This is a genomic window from Vibrio crassostreae (genome assembly GCF_024347415.1).
Classification (GTDB): domain Bacteria; phylum Pseudomonadota; class Gammaproteobacteria; order Enterobacterales; family Vibrionaceae; genus Vibrio; species Vibrio crassostreae.
This window is the reverse complement of the sequence record NZ_AP025476.1, coordinates 1608257-1628643: the sequence shown is the minus strand read 5'-3', so window position 1 is coordinate 1628643 and position 20387 is coordinate 1608257. Positions and strand designations below refer to the sequence as shown.

The window sequence follows — 20387 nt, the reverse complement described above, 5'->3', positions numbered from 1 at the left end:
ATAAAAGAAAACCCAACAGAGCAGTTGTTCTGTTGGGTTAATTCGTTTTAAGAAGAGATGGTTCGGAACAAAGAATAGCGCAAAGGCTTAAGATTCAGCCCAATTGAACTTACTCTCGTCCACTCCGTCTTTCTCTTCCTTAGCACGTTCACGTCGGTGTTGCTCTTCAATTCTGGCCGCGTCTATCTCATGCATAATCGCATCGATATCTGCCAAAGCATCACTTTCTGTAAACTCACCAGTTAACTTGTTGTCTGGCTTAAGGTCGCCTTTTTCGTAGAGCGCCCACATTTCCTTGGCGTACTCTGTTTTCGCCAGTTCAGGGGCAAACTGCGCGTAATAGTCACGAATGTTATTGATATCACGAGTCAGCATCCACTCGGCATTGTTATTCGCCGAAGCATCAACCGCTTGTGGCAGATCGATAATCACCGGACCGTATTCATCAACCAAGACGTTGAATTCAGACAAATCTCCATGGATCAAACCGACACACAACATCTTAACCACGTAGGTCATCATCACTGCGTGATCTTCGATGGCTTGCTCAGGTGACATAACAACATCATTAAGTCGTGGGGCAACGTAACCTTCGTCGTCCGTAACCAATTCCATCAGCAATACGCCGTCAAAACAGCCATAAGGGACAGGCACACGAACACCCGCTTCTGCCAGTTTATACAAGGCATCCACTTCAGCGCTTTGCCAAACCTTTTCTTGTTGCTCACGGCCAAAACCAGAACCTTTTTCCATCGCTCTAGCACGGCGGCTGTTTCGTACTTTTCGGCCTTCACGATACGCAGTCGCTTTTTTGAAACTACGTTGGCTAATTTCCTTATATACCTTGGCACAACGGATCGTATCGCCGCAGCGCACAATGTACACCGATGCTTCTTTGCCACTCATGAGTTGGCTTGTCACCTCGTCGACCAAACCATCGTCAACTAAAGGCTGTATTCTTTTAGGTATCTTCATGCCGCCTTTATACATCACTTATCTTACAGATAGAAATATTAACTTAAGAAATGAATGACCAAACGATTAAAGGAACATCAAAATGATAACAAAGGAAGGAAATATCGGTTTACCGGACTTGGCTGATAGAGAATAGAGTGTATGAAGACTAAGACTTGTTGCGACGACAACGTTCTGAACAGTAAATAACACCGTCCCAACAACGCTGCCACTTTTTACGCCATGCAAAAGGCTTTTGGCAAACGGGACATGTCTTGGTCGGTAAATGAGGCTTCTTGTGCATGGTCGTTTCCTTTTGGATGAGTCCACTTCCTGCGTTTACTGGAGATTCCCTATTACGCTCGTTTCTCATTTTAGGGAGTGACGGCTACTTTTTGAACGCTCCTGACTTTAAGGAGTGGCGGCGGAATGATTGATAACAGCCCCCGACTCCGTCATCCTCGAGAAGGAGGAAAGACTGAGTCGGGGGATCTGCTTCATCTAGCTATGTTTCTATTTCTGCACTGATGAATATAGCAAGAACCTAAGCGACAACTTTGTACTGCTTCTCCATCTCACTCACACCTAAGCCAGAGTGTTTTGTCACTTTAAGCTGAACGGGCACTCGCTCCTTCAGTGCTTCAACGTGGCTAATAACACCAATCATCTTTCCAGACGCATTCAGGTTATCGAGAGCGTTTAGGGCAATGTCCAATGTGTCACTATCAAGGGTGCCGAAACCTTCATCCAAGAACAAAGAATCAATACTGGTTTTGTAGCTGACAAGATCAGAAAGCGCTAATGCCAACGCTAAACTCACCAAGAAGCTTTCGCCACCTGATAACGTCTTCGTGTCACGCATCACATCGCCCTGCCATGTGTCCAGCACTTGCAGTTCTAACCCATCGTCGGCTTTACGTTTAAGTTCGTAACGACCATGCAAACGCTGCAACTGCTTATTCGCAAGGTACACCAAATTTTCCAGCGTTAGACCTTGGGCAAACTTACGGAATTTGTCGCCGTTCTTAGAACCAATAAGCGAGTTAAGACGTGAGATATCATCAAACTCGACTTGTTGCTCATCGATTTGCTTGAACAGATCTTGCTGATTGCTGCGGTTCTGGCTATCAGTTTCAAGATTGGCAGAAATCGCGCCGATCTTTGTTGCATGACTTTGTTGTGCGTTTTGGCATTCAGTCGTCGCAAGTTCAACTTGTTGTTGGTCTTGCTCTTGCCATGTTTTAGCATTTTCGTGGTTTTGTAGCTCCACCTCCGTCGCCTTGACAGTGTTCAACCTAGCTTGTGCACTGACAATCGCTTCATCTATAGACTTCTTGAGGCTTTGAAGCTGAGTTCTAACCTCTTCGTCTAATAATGCTGCTTCAAAATCAGCCTCTCCTTCAAATGGGCTAGTTTTCAGCGCTTCTAGCCAAGCATTCGACACTTGTGTGTGATTTGACTGCTTGCTGGTCAGCTCTTCAGAGAAGCTGGTATGTTTAGTTTGCTCGGTTCGATGTTCAAGTTCGCAACGGTTAAGCACCAACTGAGCGGCATCAAATACACTAACCGCTTCAGTGACTTTTTGCTTCATCGCATTACTGGTGGTTTGAATGTCTTTGTCACCAAATAACTTTGTTCTTTCGGCAGTTACACGAGTGAGCTCTGACACTAGAGACTCACTCTCTTGCGTCAATGTCGCGAGCTCTTTCTCTGCGCTACTTAGCTTGTCATCTAAGGTTTTCAATTCGGCATTTTGAGTAATCAGTTGCTTCTCAATATCGGCCTGTTGCTGTTTGGTTTGCTGCCATGTGCTTGATGCTTGTGATTTCGCAGTAAACCAATCATCGATATGTTCAAGTTCAGGTGCTTCGATAGCGGTTTGAACAATGCTCTCTTTCAACGAATGCCATTGCTGATCTTTCGCTTGAGCTGTCTTAGCTACTTGTTCGTTTGTAATGTGGTTTTGTTTATTCAGATCAGCTAAGCGTTGCTCAGCCAACTCAAGGTTAGATTGCGCCTTGTCAGCCATAACACTTACAGACAAGCGTTGTTTCTCAGCTTCCGCATAGTGCGCTTTGGCATCACCCAATGCCTTCAGTTGCTGCGAGATCTGACTTAGTTGAAGTTCACACTGCTGAGCAAAGGTCGCGACCGTAGCTTCATTGCCTAAATCGTTAATCGTTAGCAGAGCTAGCTCTGGAGCCGTGCCAGCGAAATCTGATAAGCCCTGTTGAAGCTTACCAACAATGCCTTGCCAATTCAGTTGGGCTTGTTGAATATCCGCTTGTGCACGCAGGATGTCATCGTTAAGCGCTGCAATCATAGGGGCAAGAGAATCTAATTGCTGACGATGCTCTTGGCCTTCTTTCTTAATGGCTGCCAACTCTAGGTTTTCCCGATCTTTTTGCGAGACCAGATTTGCAATATCTTGCGACTGCTCGATCGAATGGTCTGTTGAACCACACAGTGGGCACTCAGATCCAGATTCTAAAGCTGCACGGTATTTCGCTAATTCGCCTTCTTGATCAATCAAACGCGTTAATCGCTCAAGAGACGTCTCTTTCTCTTTATATCGATCCACCAGCACTTCACGTTCTTTCGAAAGTTTGTCGACCAACTGATTGTTAGTTTGATGTGCCTGTGTTTTCGCGTGCAACTGTTGTTGAGCATTTAGGAAGCCACGATTAATTTCCAATAACGAGTGCGTATTGCGATTCCAGAACTCCAGCAGGTCTTTTTGCGCATTCAACACTTGTTCGCTAGTGTTGCCTTGTAAGGCTTCCCATTGCTGCTTGGTATTATTTTCTGTCACAACCGATTCTGCTAATGCTTTGTCTTGCGTTACTTTTACTTCTTGAGCAGTTTTGATAGTCGCTTGCTGAGCATCCACTGCGGACAAAGCTTGCTTCGCTGAGTTTAGTAGTTCTGAATGCTGACGCTCTAGGATACGAACTTGTTCAACTTTGGCTTGCCACTGACCTAAGTATTTTTCTAAATATTGGTCAGCTTGATGTGTATTTAGGTACTCAGTGCTGAGTTGGTCCTGTTGCTTCAGTACCTCTGTTTTTTGGACTATAACAGCCTGTTGATTGCGCTGCTGAGTATGTTGCTCGTTCAGCGTATTCGCTGCATTAACGGCCACAGTTTGTTTATCTTTAAGCACGGCAATTTGGTTATCTAGCGGACGCACGAGATCAATGATCTTCTCTTGATCTTGTTGCTCGCGTTTAACCTGTTCGACAATCACACCGCTTTGCGTCAGTTTCGTTTGCGCATCTTGCTTTTCTTCATCACGAACAATAAGTAACTTGATGCTGTTATCTAAGTGAGCTTGAGTAGTGCTCACCTCTTGTTCGCAACGCTTTAAATCTTTGTGCATTGGGCGCAGCTTTTCAGCCGGTTCACTGTTTGCTAAACGCTCGAGTGAAGGTTGATTACGGTCTAGTTCATCTTGAGCTGTTTTAAGATCGTGCTCACTGGTCGCAATAGTTTGCTCAGCTTTGGTCATATCTTTCCACCAGCTTAGATGCGCTTGCCACTCTTTTAACTGCTCAGACAAACGCTTCTGCTCGGCTTCTAACGTTTCTCGATCTGCGGTTAGCTCTTGGATTTGCTCTTCAGACAGTAAGCTCACACCTTCGGCTTTCGCTTTAAGGTGATTAAGCGACTCTTCACTCGACTTAAAATGATCGTAGATACGCTCTGAAATCAGGCTATAAACTTCGGTTCCCGTCAGCTCTTCAAGTAGCTCTGCACGGTCGTTAGCATTGGCATTTAAGAACGCCGCAAACTCACCCTGAGACAACATGATGGATTTAGTGAAGCGTGAAAAATCGAGACCTGTTACCTGCTCCACCAATTTGGTTTTCTTGGTCAGCATGGTCTCTAAGACTTTGTCGGTGTCCGCATCCGCAAATTCACACGTTGGCGTTTGTAATGCGCCATCGTGTTTTCCACGCGCTCGCTTTTGGTGGAAGTTCGAGCGGTAAGTTTTGCCCTGTACTTCAAATTCCAGTTCAGCGAAACACTCACCCGTACCACGCGTCATTAATTCGTTGTTGCCTTTAGCGATACTTTTCAAACGCGGTGTGCGGTGGAACAGTGCCAAACAAATCGCATCAAGAATGGTGGTTTTACCCGCACCTGTTGGGCCAGTAATCGCGAACAGGCCATTTTCTGCAAACGGTGATTGGGTGAAGTCGAGCTTCCAACGTCCTTTCAAAGAGTTCAGGTTTTCAAATTCTAGGCTTAAAATCTTCATACTGGTTACTCTTCTACTTTGTTTGGCGCTTGAGCGCTCTCAGACACTTCAACCATCACTTGTTTAAACTTCACTGTCATTCGCTCTAAACGCGCTTTTTCAGAATCCGTTTCAAACTCTTCTAAGGCAATACGCTTGCTAAACACGTCCATCGGGCTCAGTTCAGATAAGGTCTCTGCCGACTCTTGCTCTAATGCTTGATTACGACGCTCTCTTGCTCGGCGCAGTTGAAGTACTTCCACATTCAAACCGTCAGTTAATGAACGCATGCGCTCTTGTAGATCCGACAAGTAATCTTGCGCTTGCACTTCTATCGATAACCACACGCTTTGGTCGCTATCTAAACCTATGTATTGGTTAAGCTGAGATTCAATCTCGCTCAAGTCACCTTTGATTTCAGCTAGAGGTTGGAATGTAGGAACGGGCAATTGAGAAATGGTGCGCTCACCCTCAACAAACTCAACCACACATACCTGCTTTTGAGATTTAAGTTCATCAAAGCTTAGTGGGATTGGAGAGCCTGAATAACGAATGTATTCACGCTTTGCCACCACTTGTGGGCGGTGGATATGTCCAAGTGCAATATAGTCTGCGTCTGGGAAGCCATCAGCGGCGAAACCATCAAGATTGCCGACATAGATATCACGTACCGAATCCGATTGTTGGACACCCATAGCCGTTAAATGACCGGTAGCGATAATCGGCATGTGCTCGCTGTTTTCAAACGTCGCGCGCTTAGCAACCGCCGCATCATAAACATTTTGGTAGTGCTGTTTAATCGCATCACCAAGTTGCTTCTGACGCTCAACGCCTGTGACACCTGCCTGACTGGTCAACACATCGCGAGGGCGAATAAAAGGAATGGCACAAACCAGCGCTTCTACATCGCCGCTCTTGCCTTTTAGTTCGACAACCTGAGTCGCATGATCTTCATTGGTGTTTGGGATCACGTCTGCACCCATGTATTTGAGCAGCTGTTGGGTCTCTTTAAGCACAGAGACTGAATCGTGATTTCCACCTAATAACACCAATTGGCAGCCGATCTTGTTCGAATCGACCACAAACTTGTTATACATCTCACGAGCGTAACTCGGTGGTGTACTGGTATCGAAAATGTCGCCAGCAACAATGATCGCGTCAATGTCGTGCTCTGTAACTTGCTCAAGTAACCATTGTAAAAACCGTTCATGTTCATTCTTACGGCTTTTATTGTAGAAGTTTTGGCCAAGGTGCCAATCGGACGTGTGAAGAATCTTCATTGCTGCTCACTGGAAGTCTGTAATACTTTTAATCTACCAAAATAGTCGAGATAATTCCCTTTTATAAGCTTGTGAAAACCAACTAATTTCAGGCTTTGGACCAACTCCGCCCATAGCGTGAGCAATCGTTATTTTTGACATAAAAAAACCGCTCAACGTTAGAGCGGTTTTAGGTGTCAGTGGCCATACGCATAAATTACTTAATTCGTTATTTCTAGAAATAATTAAATACTGAAGTAACTAAAGGTAGTCACTTTAAGTAGTCACTTTAGATAATATGTTTGAATGCCTAATTACGCGCAGCTAGACGATCAAAGATATTGCAATAGACACCATGATCACGCCAACGACAAATTCCAACACCTTCCACACTCTCGGGTTCTTAAACATTGGAGCCAAGAAGCGTGCGCCATATCCAAGTGAAAAGAAGAACACAAACGACGCAGATACGGCACCAGCACCAAACAACATTTGATTAGGTTGATATTGAGTTGAGATAGAACCCAGCAATACCACAGTATCCAAATACACATGCGGATTAAGCCAAGTGAACGCCAAACACATCGCAATCGCTTTAGTTAATGAGTCTTTGGTTTTTACACTTGCTTCTAAAGCGTGATTTTCAGTGAATGCCGACCGAAAACTTAAGAAAGAGTACATACCTAAAAAGATCGCTCCGCCAAAACGAGCAAATTGCTCTATTAGAGGAAACTGCTTAACGATGGAGCCAAAGCCTGTTACACCAAAACTAATGAGTAAGGCATCAGAAATTGCACATACAGCGCAAACTGCCAATACGTGTTGATTCTTGAGACCTTGTTTTAAAACAAACGCATTTTGAGAACCAATCGCAAGGATCAGCGAAAGTCCAAGGGAGAAACCTGCAAAGTAAGTCGACATCTAAGGCTATCCTCTTAACGCAACTCAATACTCATAAACTGGCTGTGCGGGTCCAATATATAATCTGCAAATGGTTCACAGTATCCAAAGCCAAACTTTTCATACAGGTTACGCGCTGCCTTAAAGTAGTCTTCTGAACCTGTCTCTAAACTGATTGTTTGATACTTGCGAATGGCTGCGGTATCCAATACATGTTGTAAAAGTTGGCTAGCAACACCTGACTTTCGAGCAAACTGTGAGGTTCTCATCGATTTGAGTTCAGCGTGTTGGGTATCAAGCTCTTTAATCGCGACACATCCAAGCAATTGACTGTCTTTCCAAGCACTAAAAAAGGTAATCTCTGGCGACTTGAGCCCATCCAGATCCAGGGCATGAACGCTTTCGGGTGGTGATGTTGCGTACATATCAGCGAGGTGCTCTTCTAGTAAGCCTATTACTTCCCCACCCGATAAATCATCAAGCTTGATGATTATTGAAGTGCCGATTTCCACAGAGTCCTTTGCGTTTGGTGCTGATTCCATTGTCTTAACTTTCCTTGTTTAGCTCGCTTATTTAGCTTTAATTACGGACCTACTTTCCTGAATTGTTTCCTTTTCAAGAACTGGGTTAAAACCAGTAAAATTACTGATTTATCATAAAATTGTAAATGTCACACTTAGTTTACCTAGATACCATAATTTTCCAATCTAGTCTCGTCATAAAGCGCTCCCAAAGCCCTTGGGGTCGCAACATCGAGGGAGAAAAACCTATTTCAGTTAACGAATAAGTAGTCAGAGCAAAGGGAATAGCGATGACACGCGTACTGATGTTGTTGGCAGCTTAAACGTCCCTTTAATCGGTCCCATTTAAAACGACCATAAGTTAGAAAATAAAACGCTTTCATTGATCTAATATTTGATTGCGATTTTCCAATTTCGATATATGATGCGCCACCCCAATTTTTTCAGCAAATGCTGCAGGCAAACATGTCCGCCAACGCGCTCTATACCGACCTATCTGGTTACTATGATTTAATGTGTGTTGATATTGACTACCAAGCGCAAAGTCACTGCGTTCGTAGGCTACATCAGATTTTTGGAAATGAAGGAAAAACTCACCTAGACCTCGGTTGTGGTACTGGACCACACGTTCGTCACTTTATTGATTATGGTTATCAAAGTAACGGGCTTGACTTAAACCAACCCATGTTAGATATCGCTCAACTACGCTGCCCTGAAGCTAGCTTTTCTGTGCAGAACATGAGTAATTTTGAAGTCTCTGAGCCGTTCGACCTTATTACTTGTTTCTTGTATTCGATCCACTACAACGATGGCATCGAGAAGTTAAAAGAGTGCATTGCTAGCGTTCACAAAGCGCTAAAACAAGGCGGTGTGTTCTGCTTTAACGTTGTCGATAAAGATAAGATCAGCAATGATCTGTTTGTTCGACACACCACAAACCAAGAACAAGATGATTTTACCTTCCGATCGGGTTGGTATTACTCTGGTGAGGGTGATAAGCAAGCGCTAATGCTTAGTATCGAAAAAACGACTGCAGGTGAAACTCAAGTTTGGAATGATGAACACCCGATGGTGGCATTCTCGTTTAAGGAGTTAATCGAGATATTGAAGCCATACTTTGAGGTTAATATCTTCGAGCACGATTACGACAAGCTGATTCCTTGGGATACTCAGTCCGGCAATGCTCTTGTCACTTGTGTAAAAATCTAACACTCTTCGATACCTATGTGCACTCAATTACGAGCGCCCAAATCAAAAGAACCCACACGACGTTAAGTCATGTGGGTTCTTTGTTTTATATGTATCTACCTACCGAATCAAACACAGATTGATTAGAAGTCAGCGGTCATACCTATGTAGTAGGTACGTGGCTCTTCAACATAACCAATGTACTCTAACTCATCTGATACTGACTCATCCGTTAGGTTTGAGATACCTGCACGTAGTCGTACTGAGTCATTCACATTGTAAACCGTACCGATGTTCAATGTTGTGTAAGCGTCTTGCGTTAGGTCGCTGTCAATCTGGCGCTCGCCACGGTAACGTGCACTCACGAAAGTGCTTAGATCGTAAGTTGGGTTCCAGTTAAGTTTCACAAAGCCTGAATGCTTGTAACGCTCAAGTAGCTCTTCACCTGTCGACTTGTCTTCTGTATCTAGGTAAGTGTAGTTACCAGAAACGGCCCACTCGTCAGAGATTTGGTACATACCGCCAAGCTCAACACCTTGAATGATAGCTTCAGACACGTTTTGGTACGTCTTCGCGCCCAAATCTCCCGTTGGTGTACCGTCAGGGTTTTCACATTGAAGAGCACTTTCGTTCCAATCACCACCTTGCGGGCAGTAACCTTGTGTTCTTTCGATAAGGTCATTAATCTCATTGCGGAATAACGCCGCTTCTACATTCCAACGTGGCTGTGTGTATACCGTCGCAAGTTCGTAGTTAATGCTTGTCTCTGGATTTAGATCTTCATTACCCACCAACGCACAACCACCCTTGCAGCTTGAAACTGTGTAGTCAGATTGGTTTTGAGTCAATGTTGGGGCCTTGAATGCCTTGCCTACACCACCTTTAATGATTAGGTCGTTCGTTGTTTGGTGAACCAAGTACACACGTGGGCTGAACTCTTCGCCGTACAGTTCGTGTTTATCCAAACGACCACCGAACGTTGCGGTTAGGCTGTCTGTCATGACCCATTGGTCTTGCACAAACAATGCGCCTTGATATGCTTCCGACGTTCCGCTCGATAGGTTTTCTTTGTTAGTTAGTTCACTTAACTGGTAGTCCATTCCAAATGTCAGCGTGTGGCTGTCACCAAGGTAAGTGGTAGCAGATGCTTCAACAATTTGAGTGAGCTCTTCGATATCGCTGCTGAAGTTATTGCCTAGATCGGCTGCATCGTTATCAGTCACGTTCTCGCGCGAATAACGAACTTGAGTATCACCCCAGCTCCAGAAACCACTGTGTGTAATTGCTTGGCTGTGACGCACGACACGAGTGTCTGACTCAATAACCGATTTCGCACTTTCTGCCGCTGATTCACGTTCGTCATCGCTGTAACCAAAATCAAAATCGATGGTTTGGTTATCTGTCATGTGCCATGTCAGGCTTGCAAGCATGCTTAGCGTGTCGCGTTCTTCTAGAGCTGTTACGTCTGAACGGTCGTAGCCAGAACTGTGTGTACCAGAATATGGTTGCCATGCATTACGGCTTGTTTGATTAACAGAAAGTCGAGCGAACAACTCATCTTCAATCAATGCACCAGACGTTGTGAAGCCCATTGAGTACTCTTCGCCCCCATCACCATCAAGCGGCGATGAAGTGTCCATACTCAATGTAGAGCTCCAATCGTTTTCCGGAGCCTTAGTGATGATGTTGATTGTACCGCCCATACCATCTGAACCATAAAGTGCAGACATTGGGCCACGGATGATTTCAACACGTTCGATGGAATCAGCAGGGATAGTAGAAAGGTCGAAGTCATTACCACGGATGATGGCACTTGCCGAGCTGAGACGACGGCCATTTACCATGATAAGCGTATAATCAGAATCCATACCACGAATAGAGATCATCTGACGACCAGCTCGTGTGCTATCGAAGTCAGACTCAACACTGGTTGATTCAGCAACGATGTCAGCCAAGGTAATACCAGGGCTGTCTTCAATGTCTTGTGCAGTGATAACCGACATTGAAGCTGGCGCTTGTTTTAGTGCCATTTCGGTACGAGTTGCCGTAACTACCATTTGCTCATCTGTTGCTTGCGCTTCTTCCTGCGCTAACACGTTAGCTGAAAGCGAGGTACAAATAACAGCGACTGCGATCGAAAGGGGTTTGCGAATCAAAAGAGATCTCTCAGACATGATATTTATTCTTATATGTGATTGGTAATGATAATGGTTTGCATTAAACAACCGGTCACCATTCTTATCAACGAAAGTTTCATACCAAAAATCGATTCTCGCTATTCACCATTCAAATAACAAAAGAGATCTATATTCAATTCGATAAGTACCTATAACTTCCATTCACCTTGTGGATGGAAGTTATGTATAGAGCTCTTTAAATATATTGCGAACCCAGCGACACATAGGGTCGTTATGAAAGCGCTTATGCCAGTATAAGTAGACATCTTCTGATGGGTGGCGCAACGCTTTAGGCACTCGTTTACAAACAAGATCTCTTTGCTTAGCGGCTTGTTGAGCAAAAGGTGTCGGTAAATGGAAAATGATGTCGGTTGCTTCAGCCATATCCGGTGCAACGTTAAAATTGGAAAGCTGAATTGGAATGGACAACTGGCGTTGCTTATCAATTAAGCCAAGATCTTTAAATCGACTTTCGATCGAGAGCTTCTTATCCCCTTGCAGTGAGATTTGACCAAGTTGACTATTCAACAGGTCATCAACTGTGATCTCTTTATCTGCCAACGGATGGTCTTTGCTCATCAATAAACGGTAATCACGGCTTATCACGAACATTCGATACAAGTTTTGCTCTGAACTTAAAGGTTCATGGGTCGACAATACAAAATGCGCATCCCCCGACAACAAAGGTTCGAAATGTCGTTTCGGAATAGAATCGATATCAACGACCATGTTTGGCGCTTGCTTGCGGATCTCCGCCACTACCTTTGGCAATAAATGCGAAACCTGAGGAACCAAACCGAAGAAACGAACAGTACTGTCACTCGTTTGTGGTTCGAACACATCGCCATGAACCAACTTTTCTAAGCGTGTAAGGACAGAATTGAGGTCTTGCTTAATGGCTTCTGCTTTTGGTGTTAGCTCATAGCCGTAAGCCGCTCGCACCAATAGGTCATCATTGAAAACGGTACGCAGTTTTTGAAGTGATCGGCTCACCGTAGGTTGGCTCATATCCAGTGCCAATGCCGTGTTGGAAACGTGCTTCTCTTCAAGAAGGTGTTTAAGAATAACGAGTAGATTGAGGTCGACTTGAGCAAGATTCATTTTGCAAATATTAATAATATAGAAAATTCAATGAGCGCATAGTGCAACTTACTAACAAGTAATACAATTGATAATCACTCTTATTTTGATCTAGAGCAATATGCAGAGCCGAGTTTAAGATTAGGTAAGGTTTTGAAGTTCTCAGTGAAAAAGCATTAAACAAAAAAAGAGAGGCACAATGGCCTCTCTTTGATCGTCTACTTTATATTGCTAGCGTTGAGCTACAAGACTAAAGCTTTGTCCAAGCATCTTGCCAATATTGACTGTCTGCTGGAGCGTAAGATGCGCTTGCGCACCATGCTGTGTATGGCCAAGGCTTACATTCGTATAAGCCATTATCGCTGCCTACTACAATATCGCCCGCTTCGTAATTCGTTCCGGCTTCATACGGAGGGTAATCACCTGGAGGTGGTGTTGTACCGCCCTCTTCTTTTACCGAGAACGAGTTATCTACCATCACCATTTCGCCGTCTTTCGCAGTACCAACCACTTCAAGTTTATACTGACCTTCTGCTACGTCGTACAAATCCATGGTAACGGTACGATTATCAGTCAGATTCACTTTTGTCTGTTCAACAACAGTGCCTGCGTTATTGATTACCATTGCAGTGACATCAAGTGCTTCATTTGACGTTAGTGTGAACTCTAAATGTACATTGCCATTATCTAGAATGTATTCAGACTGAAGGCCAGTTACGTTTAGCTCTAGATCGCCGCCTGGGTCTGGGTTGCCACCACATGAACTGTCTGACGCTTTTTTCCAAACGCCCCATTCACCTGTTGTTCCCGGCTCTTCGCCACGAGTATACCAACCCGCACCCCACGTTGCGCCGTCGTGTGACACTTGGTCACCTTCAACATAAACGGTGTCAGCATCCCATGCTGCTGCACAGTTAGAACCATCAGTCACAGACACTTTACGTTCAGCAGTGATAGTTTGATGTGCACTGTCAGTAACACTATATACAAGCGTGTAGTTGCCCATTTCATTCACATCGACACTGCCCGTGTGTGTAATAGAACTCGTTAGGTCACCATCTTCAGCATCATTGGCAGTCACACCCGCCATTGGGTCAAATGCGTTACCTAGCACAACAGTAGTATCAGATACGCCATCGAAGACTGGTTTCTGGCTGTAAACTTCTACCGTTCTTGCTTTAGTGGTTTCGTTGTTATCGCTATCTTTTACTCGGTAGGTTAGAACATAAGTACCGATAACACTGGTTTCAACGTAACCTTCAACATCAATTGATGATGTTAAGTCGCCATCTTCTTTATCTGTTGCCGTTACGCCTTCCATTGGGTCGAAAGCCGTTCCATGCAGAATGCGCGAGTTCTCAACACCTTTCAGTACGGGTTCACCTTCAACTGGTGGGGGTGTCACTTGACCATGAACAAACGGGCCGTAGTCTTTAATAAACTGTTCGTTGTATTGCTGACCGTTCTTGTTAGTGCCCATGTCCCAGTTGATAGACCACGTCATCACACCACGCAAAGGCTGACCTTGCGCCGTTAGGCTATCGAACGCGTCGTACAAATCTTGTGGCTCTTGAACAAAACCGGTTGCTGCTGCATCGATACTTGAAGGGATACCAAACACAAGTTTGTCGTGTGGGATCTTGTGGAAGCCACGCGTACCGTTGATTAGAGAATCAGAAATGTAGTAGATGAACTCTTCTTTTAGCGCATCATTGTTTTGAGCGATCCAACCGACACCTTCAACCCAGATGCCGTCGCCACCTTGGTTGTAAAACTGCGGGTTAATCCAGTCGTAGTAACCTTCTAGGTTGTCGATGTAGGGAACGTACTTACCGCCCGTCGTTAGATAAGGGAACTCAGGCGCCATAGTAATAAGGAAGTTTTTGCCTTCAGCACGGTAGTGATCTTTCACTAGCTTAAGTGCATCAGGAATTACCGTTTGGTTGTTTGCTGCAGTTACCGCGGCTTGTTCAAGGTCGATATCTAGACCATCGAAGCCATAGCGCTCCGTAAGACGAATGATCTCATCAGCAAAGGCTCTTTCATCACCGGTTTCTAGCTCTACGTGTGCATCTGCACCACCCAGCGCTATCAGTACAGAGCGACCTTGCTTGTTGAGTTCAGAGATTTGGTCAATAAATTGTTCTTCTGAAAGCCCAATGGTTGGGTCCAGTTTAAAAGTTGGGATTCGACCATCAGCCACATCGTAAACCTTCATGAATGATACATTCACGATGTTGTACATTGGGTTCACTTCATCCAGCGTCACACATGGCGCATTACCACCTTGGTAGCCACCGCCGTCACACCAGTTATGCCAATAGCCAACCACGACGCCAGAGTCTGGATTCGTCATATCTGAACCATTCGCATAAACAGCGCCAGACATGGCCGCCATGCCGACCGATACTGCTAATTGTAGAGCTTTACGTTTCAACATTAGTCCCACTTCCTTACTTAACAGCTGTGCCAATCACAACCGAACCAATTCATTGTAATCATGAATATTTATAGAGAAGTAATAGAATTTATAGGAAAAGATGACCTTTGATTTAACTTGTGATTTTAAGTCACGGATTGAATATTAGAATCAATATGATTTTGACTTTTCATTCAAATTAAAATGTTAAAAGCAGATATTTATAGCAAAAGACATTTACCTGGAGAATAAGTAAAACAACTTAATTCACCAAGGTAATTAAGTGATATCTAAATTAATAAAATTAGAAAAAATGTTTAGCTAACTAATGAACATTAACCCTCGCACACTCCGTTACCATTGGCTCTATGAGGTTTCACATTGCGAGTGATATCACTAAAAACAATGAGAACTAATAACTAGAAATATGCTAGTGAATTAAATCGGAAATTGAAAATTAAGATAATAATGCATGCTTTCTGGCGGGTTAAATCTTAAACTTTTAGTCTATTTACTCGCCAGGTGGTGAATAATAAGTCTCAATTTTAGAAATAAAATTCATCTTGTCGAGTTCACTAAGTTGATTAATACCAGCCGCTGCTTTGCGTCCTCCACCAGTTGCAAAGCTTGAGCAAATTTGGTCAGCACCCGTCCTATTGGATAACGGCGCTCGCAAACTCACGGTATAAGATTCGTCATCTTGGTTTTTCGTTAATACGGCTTGCGCTCGATTTGGATCTTGATTAACAATTTCATTGCCAAATACACCACTGATGCGCCTTGCCCAAGTCTCACCAGGCAATTCAAACACACGTGCGACTTCACTTTCATAAACAGGAACAAGGTTTGATAGCTGCTGGCGATCATTTTGATAAGCAGCGCGTAGTCGGTAAAACACAGAGTTTTTATCATCAAAAAGATCAAACGGATTCGGGTATTGGTAAAGAGTTTGGTAGAGCTCAATGGGTGTGAAGTGTAAATCACTCAATGACGAGCCATATCCGTTGTAGTTAACCAAGATACCTAACTCTTCTAAGAACTCTGTTTGAGGTTGATCGAATCCACTTTCATTCGCTAGCTGTACGGCCACAGTTTTTAGATTATCACCAAAGGCAGCCGCGATTGCCCAGGCCACATACGCACCATTTAGCTTTTGGTTAATCAGTAAGCTCGTGCAACTCTCTGGCGCGGTATCAATCAGAGTATCCAAATGGCTAGAGTCCGGTATTTCCCCAGTTCGATGATGGTCGCAATAAAATACATTGATGTTGGCGTCTAGCAGTGAGTGTAATGCAGGTAGGTTTTTTTCCATCGATACATCTAAAACGGTAACGGAAGAAACGTCACCTTGCTTACCCGGTTCCATAATTTGAGTAACAACTTGAGAGACCAACTTAATATCACGCTTTACACCAGTAATGAGTACGGTCTCTCTTGGCTCACTTAATCGCAGTTGTAACAACGCGATTATGCCGTCTGCGTCTCCGTTGAATACGTCGTAGTGCATGTTATCCCTCTTCCTATAGATTTAACCGTTTGTCAGAAACGCGCCAGTACGTTCGTTCATTCATTCATTCATTCATTCGATAGTCTGTCATTATTTTACTTATATATCACAGATACTTAAGTCTATTTTGGAATGCCTTATTCTTATTTCTATCTGTTCATGAACTTGCCTATCCATTAGGTACAAAAAAGCGCAGATAATCCGCGCCTTTCGCTTGAGTTGTTTGGCTGCACTTCTTTAATGCAACTAGGTTGATTCTAAGATGTCTTAAACTGCGCGACCGCTTGGTCCATATCGTTTGCTTGCTCAGCGACTTTATCCACTTCGACTAAACAGTGCTGCGCCGAAGCGTTATTATCATTCGAGATAGTGTTCAGCTCAGTGATTGAGTCGCTTACTTGTGTCATCACTGCGCCCTGCTCTTCAATTGCAGAAGCAATACGTTCAGAGTTACCTTGAATACTCTCCATATCACTTAGGATGAGCTGTAGGCTTGCATCAAGCTCTTCTGAATCTTTCAGAGTCAATTGGCCTTGCTGGTTACACTCGCCAATCTCAGTCATAGAAGCGTTCATTTGGCTTTGGATTGCGGTAACAACGCTGGTGATTTCAGTGGTTGATTGATGAGTCCGGCTTGCTAGTGCACGTACTTCGTCTGCTACAACGGCAAAGCCTCGGCCTTGTTCACCCGCACGTGCCGCTTCAATCGCCGCGTTCAATGCCAATAGGTTGGTTTGTTCTGCAATGCCTTGGATGATGTTTACTGCATCGCCAATTTGATCAACATGATGGTTCAGTGAGCTAATCGAATCTTGGCTGCTTGAAAGGCGTTCAGACAACTGAGTAATATTATCGATGGTCGCGACAACCACTTCGCGGCCCTTGTCAGCATTCACTTTTGCTTGATGAACACCTTCTGCAGCAACCGATGTGCTTTCAGAAATCTCACCAATCGTCAGTACCATCTCTTGTACTGACGTTGTCATTGTTGAGGTGTGATTAGCTTGAACTTCGAACTGTTTAATCACCGATTCAAGCTCATCATGCATGTTAGATGTGCTTTGAGTTAGCTGCAGAGATTTTGACTGAGACGCCGCAATCAAGCCTTCAAGTTGATCCAACAGTTGATTAAAGTACTCGCCTAGTGTACCAAGTTCATCTTTGCCATTTTCGGTTGAACGGATAGACACATCGTTAGAGTCAACAATGTTACGAATCACTGATAGCAGCGACTCAATTTTACCGATGATAGAACGGACAATTAACCAGCTGAACAGAATGATCGACACAAGCAACGTGACGCAAAGGATGTTGTTGATCAGCGATAGTTTGTCCATCTCTTGCTGCGTTTGTTGGTCTAGCACCGCCGAGAATTCTTTAAACTGACTTTCGATAGCGTGTGAACCAGAGCGGGCTTCACCTAGCAGGCCTTCGTTATGTTTTAAACCGATCACTCGCTTCTGTTCAACCACTTGACGCGCAGCATCTATCAAAGCACTTGAGCTTCCAGCGTTAGAAGTAATAGAAAGAACACTCGGATCGAACTCACCCTTTTCAATTAAGTCATTGAACAGGTAAAGCTCGATTTTTTGTTCAGCACTGGCTGTCGCACTGATGTTATCTAGCAAAACATGAAACTCCCCTAACAGGCCTTTGTCACGTGCTAGCCCATAAACTTCGCTCGCTTTTACTAGGTTAACAAAGCTGGTGTGGTAGGTTTCGATGTCTTCACGTAGGTGTGTACTGTTGGCTAAGCCCAAATCTTTCAGCACGACGTCGAGCTCAGATTCAGACGCTAAGAATTTGTTGTAGTTTACGTCAAACTTGTCGAGGTATTTCATATCGCTACGCAGTAAGAAATCTTTCTCGTTACGGCGAAGGTTGAGCAGTCGTACTTCAAGTTCTTTGGTGAGTTGTTTGGCTTCGCTCATTTGAGCGGTGGTGTCTGCAAATTGTGATGTAGTAAACAGCAGTGAAATCATACCGACGATGGAGAACATCCCCAACGAATAAAGCTTTTTCTTTATATTCATATACATGGCTCGTCTTTACTAATTAACTATGAGTATCTAAATGAGTCGCATCAAAGAATGGATATTCAACTCGTGCGATCTGGTTATTGTTATGGTTTTTATATCGATAATGAGCGTCTAAAACTGTGGCTTCTAAGTCCACTAGCGATGACGTTCTCAATTACATTTAAACAGCAAATGAAATAGCCAACTAAAGTTAATTTTATCAATAACACAAATCGATTACATGTACATTAGTTGAATGATAAAAGTGAGAGACAGCTATTTGACGGAGTGTGAAGCCCTGAATGGCTTGCTATGTAAGACTTTGAATTAAAACACTTTGTACCATTATTGACCTTGAGGTTAGAAGTGACAATTTTTTGGCTCACCAGAGGAGCACGAGCGAAGAGTAATATTAGAGGTTTTGACTTGTTTTTTTAAACGGGAAACCCATCGATTGGTGATTGTAACGTTGAGCGTAAACGGCGAAAAAAATGGACCTACTCAATTCGAGTCTGGTCCATTTTTGGATTTCTTAATCAATCGCTTTGCGGCTAATAAGTTATGCTGCGAACTTAAGGCCGACTAAAACGCTTTCACCATCTTGGTTAGGCACTTCAATAACACCGCTTTCTCGTCTTCTTCGATGTCTTGCGTCAGCTCATTAACCAAATTCAAGTGAAGTTGGTTGTGGTGAACATGGATCTTCTGACCTTCATCGGTCAAAGCCACCACAATCGCACGACGATCCGTTGGGTGTTCATGGCGTTCAATCAATTCTGCCTTAACCAACTTCTCAATTTGAACAGTAAGTGTGCCAGTAGTAATGCCAAGCTTTTCTGCCAATTCTTTCATTCTTAACGCACCATGCATACCAAGCACTTCGATGGTATGTACTTGCGCTAGGGAGTAACCCGTTTCTTTGACAACAGATTGCTCCCACGAAGACATTTTATCGTAGAACTCAGTCAGTATTTGATTAAGCTGTTCTATATTTCGCATGGCCGTTTGAGTGCACTTCAAGAGTAAGATGGTTAATCTTATCAAACTTGGCGAGCATTTGTTTATATTCAGAGACGCTTTTATCACTGTTTGATTCAAGAGTAATCGCCGCTGAGTAGTGATGCCCGCTCACCTTCCACATGTGTAAGTCGGTTACGGCGGCATAAGGAGCTAAGGCTTCAGTTATGCCGTTGCGGTACTCATCGTCAATATTCTGATCGAGTAAGATTGGACTTGTCTGTTTCATGAGGTTCATTGTCCATTTGGCAATCACAACCGCACCAACCATACCCATTGCGGCATCCAACCAGTTCCAACCGTAAAACTTACCAAATAGTAGAGCAACAATCGCCAACAGAGAAGTCAATGTATCGGCCAAGACGTGCATGTAGGCCGCACGCAAGTTGTGATCGTGATGATGTCCTTTGTGAGCTGCGTGTTCTTGATGTTCACCATGTTGATGGCTATGGTCGTGGCTGTGTCCCTTATGTTCAGAATGAGAGTGGTCGTGTCCATGATCGTGTCCGTGGTCATGATGATGATCCCCTAGCAAAAACATACTCACGACATTTACCGTCAAACCAATACACGCAACGATAATTGCTTCATTAAATTGAATCGCTTGTGGGTTAAACAAGCGATGTACTGACTCCACCAGCATCAATAACGCAACAATACCCAATGCAATCGCGCTGGTGTAGCCCCCTAGCACACTGACTTTGCCAGTACCGAAAGAGAAACGTTCACTGTCAGCATGCTTCTTGGCGTAACGGTATGCGAACAAGGTGATACCAAACGCTGCAGCATGCGTTCCCATGTGCCAACCATCGGCAAGTAACGCCATAGAACCGTAAATGGTACCTGCAACGATCTCGACAACCATGGTGATGATAGTTAACAAGAGAACATAGAAAGTACGTTTTTCACCTTTTTGATTATGTGAAGAAAAGTTGTGTTGATGTCGTGTTGGAAAACTCAAAATGGCGTCCTTAGATTGTGTTAGTAGTTAGACGATCTTTCTCAATAAGAGAACTTTGATTGACAAGTAGTTTGACAATCAAAGCAATTGATTGAAATTTAGTTTGATAATCAAACTTTGTCAACGATGAATTTTAAGGCTCTGAT

The 20387-nt window shown here is 43.9% G+C and carries 14 protein-coding genes; 1 reads left to right on the top strand and 13 read right to left on the bottom strand.

Annotated elements, in window-relative coordinates; genetic code table 11:
* Positions 1-87: 87 nt before the first annotated feature.
* The 6 genes from OC193_RS07410 to OC193_RS07385 form a co-directional block, all read right to left on the bottom strand.
* A complete protein-coding gene (locus tag OC193_RS07410) occupies positions 88-975 on the bottom strand; it encodes a PA4780 family RIO1-like protein kinase (protein WP_080967363.1) in 888 nt (295 codons plus the stop codon).
* 148 nt (positions 976-1123) lie between these two features.
* Positions 1124-1258, bottom strand: coding sequence for a DUF2256 domain-containing protein (locus tag OC193_RS07405; RefSeq protein ID WP_080967357.1), 135 nt, complete (start codon positions 1256-1258; stop codon positions 1124-1126).
* Between the two features lie 240 nt (positions 1259-1498).
* On the bottom strand, positions 1499-5215 hold the full coding sequence (locus OC193_RS07400; protein ID WP_048664926.1) for an AAA family ATPase: 3717 nt from the start codon (positions 5213-5215) through the stop codon (positions 1499-1501).
* Between the two features lie 5 nt (positions 5216-5220).
* On the bottom strand, positions 5221-6474 hold the full coding sequence (sbcD, locus tag OC193_RS07395) for an exonuclease subunit SbcD (RefSeq protein WP_048664925.1): 1254 nt from the start codon (positions 6472-6474) through the stop codon (positions 5221-5223).
* A 303-nt stretch (positions 6475-6777) separates the two neighbouring features.
* Positions 6778-7374 (bottom strand): LysE/ArgO family amino acid transporter, encoded by a 597-nt coding sequence (locus OC193_RS07390; RefSeq protein WP_048664923.1) that lies wholly within the window; start codon positions 7372-7374, stop codon positions 6778-6780.
* 14 nt (positions 7375-7388) lie between these two features.
* The gene (locus tag OC193_RS07385; protein ID WP_048664922.1) at positions 7389-7895 is read right to left on the bottom strand and encodes a GNAT family N-acetyltransferase; all 507 of its coding nucleotides are present in this window, start codon (positions 7893-7895) and stop codon (positions 7389-7391) included.
* Positions 7896-8339: 444 nt separating this feature from the next.
* Between OC193_RS07385 and OC193_RS07380 the strand changes: the two genes are divergently transcribed.
* A complete protein-coding gene (locus tag OC193_RS07380) occupies positions 8340-9083 on the top strand; it encodes a class I SAM-dependent DNA methyltransferase (RefSeq protein ID WP_048664921.1) in 744 nt (247 codons plus the stop codon).
* A gap of 122 nt (positions 9084-9205) precedes the next feature.
* Here the strand turns inward: OC193_RS07380 and OC193_RS07375 are convergent, their stop codons facing one another.
* From OC193_RS07375 to dmeF, 7 genes are all read right to left on the bottom strand, one after another.
* The gene (locus OC193_RS07375) at positions 9206-11236 is read right to left on the bottom strand and encodes a TonB-dependent receptor domain-containing protein (RefSeq protein ID WP_048664920.1); all 2031 of its coding nucleotides are present in this window, start codon (positions 11234-11236) and stop codon (positions 9206-9208) included.
* Positions 11237-11419: 183 nt separating this feature from the next.
* A complete protein-coding gene (locus tag OC193_RS07370; protein ID WP_048664919.1) occupies positions 11420-12340 on the bottom strand; it encodes a LysR family transcriptional regulator in 921 nt (306 codons plus the stop codon).
* A 229-nt stretch (positions 12341-12569) separates the two neighbouring features.
* Complete coding sequence (locus tag OC193_RS07365) at positions 12570-14759, bottom strand: immunoglobulin-like domain-containing protein (RefSeq protein ID WP_048658620.1); 2190 nt, start codon at positions 14757-14759, stop codon at positions 12570-12572.
* A 490-nt stretch (positions 14760-15249) separates the two neighbouring features.
* Positions 15250-16245, bottom strand: coding sequence for a hypothetical protein (locus OC193_RS07360; RefSeq protein WP_048664918.1), 996 nt, complete (start codon positions 16243-16245; stop codon positions 15250-15252).
* A 257-nt stretch (positions 16246-16502) separates the two neighbouring features.
* Positions 16503-18227, bottom strand: coding sequence for a methyl-accepting chemotaxis protein (locus OC193_RS07355; protein WP_048658772.1), 1725 nt, complete (start codon positions 18225-18227; stop codon positions 16503-16505).
* A gap of 618 nt (positions 18228-18845) precedes the next feature.
* Positions 18846-19262 (bottom strand): MarR family winged helix-turn-helix transcriptional regulator, encoded by a 417-nt coding sequence (locus tag OC193_RS07350; protein ID WP_017059185.1) that lies wholly within the window; start codon positions 19260-19262, stop codon positions 18846-18848.
* A complete protein-coding gene (gene dmeF / locus OC193_RS07345; RefSeq protein WP_048658617.1) occupies positions 19240-20241 on the bottom strand; it encodes a CDF family Co(II)/Ni(II) efflux transporter DmeF in 1002 nt (333 codons plus the stop codon). The genes OC193_RS07350 and dmeF overlap by 23 nt, the downstream gene beginning before the upstream one ends.
* Positions 20242-20387 lie beyond the last annotated feature (146 nt).